This window comes from Streptomyces durocortorensis (genome assembly GCF_016901035.1).
GTDB lineage: Bacteria > Actinomycetota > Actinomycetes > Streptomycetales > Streptomycetaceae > Streptomyces > Streptomyces durocortorensis.
The window spans coordinates 9,715-19,494 of sequence record NZ_JAFEUF010000022.1 but is presented as its reverse complement, the minus strand read 5'-3'; the positions used below and the strand labels follow the sequence as shown (position 1 = coordinate 19,494).

At 71.5% G+C, this 9,780-nt stretch carries 10 protein-coding genes; 5 read left to right on the top strand and 5 right to left on the bottom strand.

The window, feature by feature from the left end; all coding sequences use genetic code 11:
* Positions 1 to 173: 173 nt before the first annotated feature.
* Both JS521_RS07215 and JS521_RS07210 read right to left on the bottom strand, forming a co-directional pair.
* Positions 174 to 527 carry a PRC-barrel domain-containing protein gene (locus JS521_RS07215; RefSeq protein ID WP_032779959.1) on the bottom strand — a complete coding sequence of 118 codons (354 nt, stop codon included), beginning with the start codon at positions 525 to 527 and terminating at the stop codon, positions 174 to 176.
* A 205-nt stretch (positions 528 to 732) separates the two neighbouring features.
* Positions 733 to 1,656, bottom strand: a complete 924-nt coding sequence (locus JS521_RS07210; protein ID WP_205081890.1) for an AEC family transporter — start codon at positions 1,654 to 1,656, stop codon at positions 733 to 735.
* A 303-nt stretch (positions 1,657 to 1,959) separates the two neighbouring features.
* Here JS521_RS07210 and JS521_RS07205 point away from each other — a divergent pair, with 303 nt between their 5' ends.
* The 3 genes from JS521_RS07205 to JS521_RS07195 are packed head-to-tail and all read left to right on the top strand — an operon-like array spanning position 1,960 to position 4,938.
* Positions 1,960 to 2,805 carry an MIP/aquaporin family protein gene (locus JS521_RS07205; RefSeq protein WP_205081889.1) on the top strand — a complete coding sequence of 282 codons (846 nt, stop codon included), beginning with the start codon at positions 1,960 to 1,962 and terminating at the stop codon, positions 2,803 to 2,805.
* Between the two features lie 28 nt (positions 2,806 to 2,833).
* Positions 2,834 to 4,351, top strand: a complete 1,518-nt coding sequence (gene glpK, locus JS521_RS07200; RefSeq protein WP_205081888.1) for a glycerol kinase GlpK — start codon at positions 2,834 to 2,836, stop codon at positions 4,349 to 4,351.
* Between the two features lie 53 nt (positions 4,352 to 4,404).
* A complete protein-coding gene (locus tag JS521_RS07195) occupies positions 4,405 to 4,938 on the top strand; it encodes a GNAT family N-acetyltransferase (protein ID WP_205081887.1) in 534 nt (177 codons plus the stop codon).
* Positions 4,939 to 4,978: 40 nt separating this feature from the next.
* On the opposite strand, the gene JS521_RS07190 is transcribed toward JS521_RS07195, so the two are convergent.
* The 3 genes from JS521_RS07190 to JS521_RS07180 all read right to left on the bottom strand — a co-directional run bounded on the left by JS521_RS07190 (position 4,979) and on the right by JS521_RS07180 (position 7,945).
* Entirely contained in the window at positions 4,979 to 6,013 is a 1,035-nt protein-coding gene (locus tag JS521_RS07190; protein ID WP_205081886.1) for a FecCD family ABC transporter permease, read from the bottom strand.
* Positions 6,010 to 7,068 carry an iron chelate uptake ABC transporter family permease subunit gene (locus JS521_RS07185; protein WP_205081885.1) on the bottom strand — a complete coding sequence of 353 codons (1,059 nt, stop codon included), beginning with the start codon at positions 7,066 to 7,068 and terminating at the stop codon, positions 6,010 to 6,012. Before JS521_RS07185 ends, JS521_RS07190 begins: the two co-directional genes overlap by 4 nt.
* A gap of 133 nt (positions 7,069 to 7,201) precedes the next feature.
* Positions 7,202 to 7,945: a helix-turn-helix domain-containing protein gene (locus JS521_RS07180; RefSeq protein WP_205081884.1), complete on the bottom strand. Its 744-nt coding sequence runs from the start codon at positions 7,943 to 7,945 to the stop codon at positions 7,202 to 7,204.
* A gap of 137 nt (positions 7,946 to 8,082) precedes the next feature.
* Here JS521_RS07180 and JS521_RS07175 point away from each other — a divergent pair, with 137 nt between their 5' ends.
* Together JS521_RS07175 and JS521_RS07170 are read left to right on the top strand one after the other, a co-directional pair.
* Positions 8,083 to 9,069, top strand: coding sequence for an ABC transporter substrate-binding protein (locus tag JS521_RS07175; RefSeq protein WP_205081883.1), 987 nt, complete (start codon positions 8,083 to 8,085; stop codon positions 9,067 to 9,069).
* Positions 9,069 to 9,780, top strand: a 712-nt coding sequence (locus JS521_RS07170) for a siderophore-interacting protein (protein WP_239486900.1), incomplete at its 3' end; no start/stop codon positions are given. The genes JS521_RS07175 and JS521_RS07170, both read left to right, overlap by 1 nt.

The following is a 9,780-nucleotide window of genomic DNA, read 5'->3' as shown; positions in this document are numbered from 1 at the left end:
GCCCATGAACACGTGGTGCTGTTGCGTGATGAGGACGATGCGGTTGCCCAGTTCGCCCGCCGCGGCCGGGGGGGCCGCCCGGCCCCCCCCCCCCCCCCCCGGGGGGGGGGGGGGGGGGGCCCCCCCCCCCCCCCCCCCCCCCCCCCCCCCCGCTGTGCCTACGGCGCGACAGATCAGACGCGACGGTGACGGCCGTAGTACTCACCCGTCGTGCGGTGGAAGTCCGCGTCGCCGACGTGCTTGTCCTTGTCGAACTCCGGGGAGTCCTTGATCTGGTCCTTGGTGAGGTCGACGTAGATCTTCTTGTCGTCGTTGTCGACGCGGCTCACCGTGCCCGCCGGGAGCAGGACGTGCTTGCCGAAGATCCATACGCCGGTGTCGACGACCAGGTACGAGGAGGTGACGTCGTCGGAGTGCTTGTCGACCTTGCCGATGCTGCCGTCCGTGGCCTCGACCTTGTAGCCGATCAGGTCGGTACCGGCGGTGTGACCGGCGGTCGGCTGGTATCCCCACAGGTTCTCGGACATAGGAAACTCCTTCGTTGGTACGGAAATGCATGAGGTATTCGAAGCGGTTGGCGGACGGTTGCCGGCGCCGGTTGGTCGTTGTCCGGGCGGGCTTTCCTTTTCCTCATCAACCGCTGACAGCCTCGTGCCCCTCCCTTTCCGCCCCATGTCCCCGAAATCGGTAGTTTTTCCATGGGTTTCGAGGGAACTCGGCGGGCTCGTGCTTTCAGCCCAGCAGCGTCGCGACGGTGATGAGCGCCGGGACCGACAGCAGCGTGGACAGCAGGATGGAGTCCCGCGCGAACCGTTCGGCGACCCGGTAGTGCGAGGCGTACGTGAAGAGGTTCTGGGCGGCCGGAAGTGCCGCGATCACGACGACGTCCAGCAGCGCCTCGCCCCGCAGGTGGAAAAGGCCCGCGCCGACGGCCCAGGCGACGAGCGGCTGGGCGACGGTCTTCAGCAGGGCGGACAGGAACAGCGCGCCCCGGTCCTCCCCGCGGCCGGGCCGTTCGGCGCCGCGCAGGGATATCCCGAAGGCGAGGAGAACCGCGGGGACCGACATGTTGCCGATGAGGACGAGCGGTTCGAGCAGCGGGCCGGGCAGGGTCAGGCCGGACGCCGCCACCGCCACCCCGGACAGCGATCCGATCGCCATGGGGTTGCGCAGAGGGGTGGCAAGCCGCCGGAGGACCGACACCGGCCCCCCGGGGCGGCTGAGGTCGAGGACGGTCAGGGCCAGCGGGGTCACCACGATCTGCTGGAGCAGCAGGACCGGTGCGACGAGCGAGGCGTCGCCGAGTACGTAGACGGCGATCGGAATGCCCAGGTTCCCGGCGTTGACGTAGCTGGAGCACAGGGCCCCGATCGTGACCCGCCCGGTGTCCCAGCGCAGGAACGGTCCGGCCACCACGACGAACGCGACAGCCGCCGCGCCGGTGGCGATGGCCGTGACCAGGAGCCGCTCCGACAGCACGACGGACAGGTCGGCGCCCGCGAGCATCGTGAAGAGCAGGGCCGGGGTCGCGACGTTGAAGGCGAGCCGGGTCAGCACGGTGCGGCCGTCCTGCCCGAGGTACCCGCGGCGTCCTATGACGTACCCGACGGCGATGACGGTGGCGATCACCGTGAATCCGGTGAGAACTCCCTGCATGTCTTCCTTGCGGGTGGATCAGGTGCGGCGTAGGCCTGCCGGGTGGAACGCGCCTGGTCAGGCGGTGCCGGGACAGCGTCTCAGACCGGTGGTCGCACCCCTGGGCCCGGGGGGTGCACGACCTCGCACGGCTCCGCGAGGCGGCCGCGGGCGGCTCTCCCCTCCCACCCGATCGGCCCATCGTCGAAGCCGCCAGATCGCCAGCCGATCCGCCCCGATATGCCCCTTTCGTCGAATCGTCTTAGCCTGCTGACACTGCTCGGATAGTCGACAGCCGGCACGGTCGGCGGAGAGCGAGCTTCCATGGCTGAGCTACGCAAGAAGTCCGGACTGGTCGGCGAGTTGTCGGCCGAGTTCGCGGGCACGATGATCCTGATCCTCTTCGGCTGCGGTGTCGTGGCCCAGGTCTCGGCAGGCGGAGCCCTCACGGATCCGGCCGGCGGGCTCGGGGACCACGACAGCATCGCCTGGGCGTGGGGGCTGGGCGTCACGCTCGGCGTCTATGTGGCGGCGCGGCTGAGCGGGGCCCATCTCAACCCCGCGGTGACCCTGGCGCTGGCCGCGTTCAAGGGGTTCCCCTGGAAGAAGGTGGCTCCGTACGCGGTGGCGCAGACGGCCGGTGCGTTCGTGGCCGCGCTGATCGTCCGCTGGAACTACAGCGAGGCGCTGGCGAAGGCCGACCCCGGGCACACCATCAAGACGCAAGGGGTGTTCTCCACCCTGCCCGCCAACGGCAACCCGGCTCTGCCGGTGCACGAGTGGGGCGCGTTCCGCGACCAGATCATCGGCACCGCCATCCTGCTGCTGCTGATCCTGGCCATCACCGACATGCTCAACACCCCGCCCGGCTCGAACATGGGCCCGTTCATCATCGGCCTGGTCGTGGTCGCGATCGGCATGGCCTGGGGAACGAACGCCGGGTACGCGATCAACCCGGCCCGTGACTTCGGCCCCCGGCTGGCGAGCTTCCTCACCGGTTACGGCGGGGCGTGGCGGGACCAGTACGGGAATCTCTACTTCTGGGTGCCCATCATCGGCCCGCTGCTCGGCGGCCTGTTGGGCGCGGGGCTCTACAAGTTCCTCGTCGGACGCTTCCTGCCGTCCGCGGAGCCCGAACCGCCGGGTCGCGTCCCGGCGTCCCAAGACTGAACCACAGCGCCCGGAGAGGCAGCACATCATGGCGGACTTCATCGGCGCGGTGGACCAGGGGACCACCAGCACCCGATTCATGATCTTCGATCACGGCGGCAACGAGGTCGCCAAGCACCAGCTGGAGCACGAGCAGATCCTGCCCCGCTCCGGCTGGGTGGAGCACGATCCCGTGGAGATCTGGGAGCGCACCAACTCGGTGATCCAGAACGCCCTGCGGCACGGCGGCCTGTCGCCGACCGACCTGGTGTCGATCGGGATCACCAACCAGCGCGAGACGACGGTGGTCTGGGATCCGCGCAACGGGCGGCCCTACTACAACGCCATCGTCTGGCAGGACACCCGCACCGACGTCATCGCGGCGAACCTGGAGCGTTCGGGGAAGGGTGAGGTGATCCGCCGCAAGGCCGGGCTGCCGCCGGCGACGTACTTCTCCGGGGGCAAGATCCAGTGGATCCTGGAGAACGTCGACGGCGTACGGGAAGCGGCCGAGGCCGGTCACGCGATCTTCGGCAACACGGACGCCTGGGTCCTGTGGAACCTGACCGGCGGCCCGAACGGCGGTATCCACGCCACCGATGTCACCAACGCGAGCCGCACCATGCTGATGGACCTGGAGACCCTCGACTGGGACGAGGAACTCCTGGGCTTCTTCGGCATCCCCCGGGCGATGCTCCCGAAGATCAACCCCTCGTCGCACCCGGAGGCCTACGGCTCCACCCGCACCTCCCGCCCGCTGAGCGCCGCCATTCCCATCGGCGGCGTCCTCGGCGACCAGCAGGCGGCCACCGTCGGCCAGGTCTGCTTCTCCCCCGGCGAGGCCAAGAACACCTACGGGACCGGCAACTTCCTGGTGCTCAACACCGGTGCCGAGCTGGTTCGTTCGGAGAACGGCCTGCTCACCACGGTGGCGTACCAGTTCGGCGACGAACCGGTGGTCTACGCGCTGGAGGGGTCCATCGCCGTCACCGGTTCCGCGGTGCAGTGGCTGCGCGACCAGATGAAGATCATCAAGTCGGCGCCGGAGAGCGAGGAGCTGGCCCGCAGCGTCCAGGACAACGGCGGGATGTACTTCGTGCCCGCGTTCTCCGGCCTGTTCGCACCGTACTGGCGTTCCGACGCCCGCGGCGCGATCGTCGGCCTGGCCCGGTACAACGACAACGCCCATCTGGCGCGGGCCACGCTGGAGGCCATCTGCTACCAGAGCCGCGATGTGGTCGAGGCGATGGAGCAGGACTCCGGGGTCCATCTCGACGTGCTCAAGGTCGACGGCGGCGTCACCGCCAACGACCTCTGCATGCAGATCCAGTCGGACGTCCTCGGCGTCGAGGTCAGCCGTCCCGTCGTCGCCGAGACGACCGCGCTCGGCGCCGCCTACGCGGCCGGGCTCGCCACCGGTTTCTGGCAGAACACCGACGAGCTGCGCGCCCAGTGGCACGAGTCGAAGCGGTGGTCGCCCCAGTGGTCCGAGAAGCAGCGCGCGGAGGGCTACGCGGGCTGGAAGAGGGCGGTGGAGCGCACCCTCGACTGGGTGAAGGTGCCCTGACGCCCTGGCGTAGGTTGGGCCGGTCCCACCGACATCCCGACGAGGACCGGCCCATGCGCAGCAGTACCAGCACCAGGATCCGTCTCATAGAGCCTGCCGACGCCGCCGCGATAGCCGCCCACCGGGTACGGGACGCCGAGGCGTTCCGGCCGTGGGAACCGGCCCAGCCGGACGACTTCTTCACCCCTCAGGGCCAGGCGGAGCGGATCGAGGGCCTGCTGGCCGGACACCGGGCCGGTACCGTCTGGCCGGGGGTGGTGCTCGCCGACGACGAGGTGATCGGGCAGGTCACCGTCGGCGGCATCCTGCCGCAACCGCATCTGCGCCGCGGCTCCCTCGGCTACTGGATCGCGAGTGTCGCCCAGAACCGGGGGCACGCCAAATACGCCGTCGCTCTCGCGCTGCGGGTGATGACCGACGAACTCGGCCTGCACCGCGCCGAGGCGTCCACCAACCTGGAGAACCTGCCCTCCCAACGGGTGCTGCGCCGCAACGGGTTCACCCCGTACGGCGTCGCGCACTCGGCGATCTTCCTCGACGGGGGCTGGCGGGACGGGCTGCTGTGGGAGCGGATCCTCGGCGACTGAGCGGGCCTCGGGCGGGCTACCGGGCAGCCGGCGGCCGGCCCTAGAGCCCCCGGCGCGACTCCCGTACCAGCAGCACCAGCAGATACGCGCCGCCGAGGCACACGGTGACCGCGCCGGTCGGCAGCACCACGCCGGGGATCGCGTGCTGCGCCGCGATGTCGGCGCCGAGCAGCAGGAGCGCGCCGACGAGCGCCGAACCGGCGAGGTCGACGGTGGAGCCGCGCCCGGTGAGCCGACGGGCGATCTGCGGCGCGGCCAGCGCCACGAAGACGATGGGGCCCGCCGCGGCCGTCACCGCGGCCGTGGCGGCCACGCCGAGGACGACCAGCAGCAGCTTCGTGCGCTCGACGCGCACGCCCAGCATCGCCGCCGTGTCGTCGCCCAGTTCGAGCCACCGCATCCGGCGCTGCGCCACCGGGGCGACCAAGGCGACCGCCGCCACCAGGGCGGAGGCCGTCAGGACGGCGGGCCAGCCGATGGCGCTCAGCGAACCGGCGCCCCAGACGGCGGCACGGAGCGCGGTGTCCACATCGGCCTTCACCGAGAACCAGGTGTTGACCGAGGACAGCAGCGCCCCGACCGCGATCCCCACGATGATGAGCCGGAAGCCCCGTACGCCCCGCCGGAACGCCAGCAGATACACGGCCAGCGCGGTGACGAGCCCGCCCGCGAGCGCGCCCGCCGCGAGCGCGGAGTAACTGCTCGCGCCCGCAAGCAGCGTGAGGACGACGCCGGTGTAGGAGCCGGTGGTGAAGCCGATGACGTCGGGGCTGCCGAGCGGGTTGCGGGTCAGGGACTGGAAGACCGCGCCGCCCATCGCGAGGGCGGCCCCGAACACCACGGCGGCGACGATGCGCGGCGCCCGCCACTCCAGGACGACGGTGCGGACGCTGTTCCTGGCGGTACCGGTCATGACCGACATCAGGTCGCCGAGGCTCAGCGTGTAGCTGCCGAGGGTGAACGCCCAGAGCGCCAGGGCCACCAGCGCGGCCGCCAGCAGCCCGCAGACGACCAGCGAACGGCGTGACGCCCGCAGGCTCAGCGAACCCGCCCTGAGGACGAATGCCCCGCTCACAGCTCCCTCACCCGGCTTCCGCGCACCAGGAGGATCAGGACGGGCGCGCCGATCAGCGGCATCATGACGCCGGCCTGCAGTTCGGAGGGGATCACGATGAGCCGGCCCAGGACGTCGGCGATCAGCACGATCACCGGGGCGAGGACGGCGGAGAAGACGAGGATCCAGCGCCAGTCGGGGCCGGTGAGCCACCGCACCGCGTGCGGAACCATCAGTCCGACGAACATCAGCGGGCCCGCCGCGGCCGTCGCCGCACCGCACAGGAGGGCCACCGAGACCACCACCCCGCACCGCACCGCGCCGACCCGCAGCCCGACGGCCCGCCCCGCGTCGTCGCCGAGGGCGATCGCGTTGAGCGGGCGGGCGCAGAGAGCGGCCGCCAGCAGTCCGGCGAGGACGAAGGGCAGGATGTCCCCGGCCGTGCCCGTGGGGCGGTCGGTGATGGTGCCCGCCCCCCAGAACCTCATCCGGTCGAAGGTCTCCGTGTCGATCAGGGCGAGGGTCTGCGAGATGCCGAGCAGGACCGCCGTGAAGGCGACGCCGACGAGCGTGAGGCGCAGCGGCGTGGGCCCGCCCCGGCCGCCGCTCGCGGCGAGGTAGACGAACGCCGATCCGACGACGGCGCCGACGAGGGCGAAGGGCAGGTACTGCTCGATGCGGGTGACGCCGAAGACGGCCACGCCCAGAGTGACGGCGAAGCCCGCACCGGCGTTGACACCGAGGACACCGGGGTCGGCGAGCGGATTACGGGTGAGCGCCTGCATCAGCGCTCCCGCCACGCCCAACGACACCCCGACGACGATGCCGAGCAGCGTGCGGTCCACACGGGCCCCGCTGACCGTGGCGTGCGAGGCCGAGCCGTCCGGGGCGGTCAGCGCCTGCCACACCACGTCCGGCGGAAGCAGCGCGGAGCCGATCGCGACGCTGAGCAGCACCGCCACGAGAAGGGCGCCGAGGGCGACGCCCAGGCCGATGAACCGGCGGGTGCGGCGACGCGCCGACCGCGACGGTGCGGTCGGTGGTGGCGCGGCCGTCTTCGCGAGCGCCTGTGCCATCTGTCTGTTCTCCCTGAGCAACCCGCCACCCGGACAGGCCGGAGTGCCGTGCGTGATCGACGTACCTGTACTGCTGGGGCCGCTGCGGCGTATACGTACCGCTGGGGCCGTCGCGGGCCCGGCTCCCCCGGGTTCAACCCCCGAGCGCCCCCACCGCGTCCGTGGAGAGCGCGCTCACCGGCACCCCGGACTCGCGGCTCAGCGCGCGCAGCAGCCCGGCCCGGGTCGCGTAGCCGGCCGCCCTGGCCGCCGCCGTCAGCTCGCCCCCGCCACGGAGGTGTTCGACTGCGGCGTTCATCCTGGCCCGGTTGCGCCACCGTGTGAAGGGCAGTCCGGTCTCGTCCAGGAAGACGCGCTGCACCTGGCGGGCGCTCATCCGGTGCCGTTCGGCGAGCTGCTCCAGCGTCATGGACGGGGTGCGCAGGGCCTCGCGGGCGAGTGCGCGCACGGCGGGATGGACGGGCAGGACGACCGGGAAGTAGTGCCGGGAGATGCCTCGCAGCACCCGGCCCAGCGCCTGTCGGAACGGCGCGACCTGCTCCGGTGTGGCGGGCGCGGCCCCGAGTGCGGTGGTCATGACCTCGGTGAGCGCGGGCACCACTCCGAGCGGCTGAACTCGACATCGTGGCTGGTCAGCGGGGTCGAGGAAGGGGCCGAGCGCCATGCCGCCCGCATCGATCCGCAGCGCGTGCGGCACCCGGGGAGCGAGCCAGAGCGCCTCGTGCCGCCCGAGCCGCCACTCCTCGCCGTCGGCGAGGAGGCGGGCGTTGCCCGTCACCACGTAGACGAGATGGGGCTCGTCGTGCTGGTGCGTGTCGTGTCCCAGAAAGCGGATGGCGTTCTCGGCGACCACGGTGCCGAGGGATGTCGTCGGCAAGCGTGCCTCCCGTTGTGCGATGCGTCGTGTCCGTCACTGGCGATGTCGTACTCGGATCGACGCAGCGGAACCAGCGAGGTTAGCCTCACCTTACCAACAGCTCGAACGGTCGAGCCTGCCCAGTCTCATGAGGTCCCATGTCTGCTCCTGCCCGTCTTCTCGCCGTCGCGGTCGTCGCCGCGCTGGCCCTCACCGGCTGCTCGGCCTCCGACCCGTCGGGCGACGGGGACAAGGCGTCAGCCGCGAAGAGCCGTACCGTCACGACCGACTACGGCAAGGTGAAGGTGCCGGCCGAGCCCAAGCGGGTGGTCGTGCTGAACCACGCCCTGGCCGGGTATCTCTACGACCTCGACGTGCCGGTCACGGCCACGATCCCCGAGGACGCCGAGGGCAAGGGCGCGTTCTCCCCGAACTGGGCGGAGGAGGCGAAGGAGGACGGCACGACGTTCCTGCCGTGGAGCGTCGACGGCTTCGACCTGGAGGCGATCCTCGCCCTGGAGCCCGACCTCATCGTCGGCGGCGGCATCGGCTTCCCGCTGTTCCAGGCGGAGAAGGTCTACGACGACCTCTCCGACATCGCCCCCACCGTGCTCGTCGGCAAGAAGCTCGGCGACTGGCGGGCCCAGTTCTCCTTCCTCGCCGACGACGTGTTCGGCAAGCCCGACGTCTACAAGGAGCACGTGGCCGCCTACGACCAGCGGATCGGCGAGGTGAAGAAGGCGATCAAGCCGCCGGCCGGCCCCGTCTCCTTCCTCACCCTCACCGGCGACGGCACCGCCTTCGGCCTGGTGGAGAGCGTGGGCATGCCCACCGAGCTGAAGAAGGTCGGCATCACACCCGCGCCAGTCTTCGCCGAGGGTGGGTTCAAGGTGTACGGGCAGGGCGGTGACATGTTCGAGCTGTCGACCGAGAAGGTGGGGCAGACGATCACCCAGCCGTCCGTGTTCGTGATGGGATTCAACGCCGACACGACCGACGTCGCCACACTGAAGAAGAATCCCGTCTACGGCGCGCTGCCCGCCTTCAAGGCGAACCGGGCCTATGACCTGCCGCACTGGGTGCTGCGCGGCGACTACGACGAGTCGATGGCCCTGCTCGACATCATCGAGAAGCAGTTCTCCTGATGGCCGCCCAGCGCGCGTACACGACACACCCCCTCGTCCTGCGCCGGGTCACCGTGCGCCGGGTGGAGGAGGTGACGCCCCGGATGCGGCGCGTCGTCCTGGGCGGCGAGGACCTCGCGGCGTTCACCCGCGACGGGGTCGGCCACCCCGGCTTCGCCGCGCCCGGGTTCGACGACCACATCAAGCTGATCCTGGCCGCCGACGGGGACGTCCGGGCGGCGCTGCCCGCGCAGTTGCCGCACGGCATCGAGTGGACCCCGGCCGAACACCGGCTGACCCGCGACTACACGCCCCGGCGGGTGGACCTCGAAGCGGGTGAGCTGCACCTCGACTTCGTGGTGCACGGCGAGGGGCCGGCGGAGGCCTGGTCCGCGGCGGCCCGGGAGGGCGACGAGCTGTGGTTCGTCGGGCCCAAGTCGTCGCTGCGGCTGCCGGATGAGCTGGACTGGCTCCTCCTCGTCGGGGACGAGACGGCGCTGCCCGCGATCGGCCGCTTCCTCGACGAACGCCCCCTGGACGCCCCGGTGCACATCCTGGTGACCGTCTCGGACGACGCGGCGCGCCAGGAGTTGGCCCTGCGCGACGGCGAGACGGTCACCTGGGTGCTCGCGGAGCCGGGGGACGCGGGGGGGGGGGGGGGCGGCGCCCCCGCCCCCCCCGGGGGGGCGGCCGCCCGGGCGGGCGGGGAGCGCGCCCGGCGCGGGGGCCCGG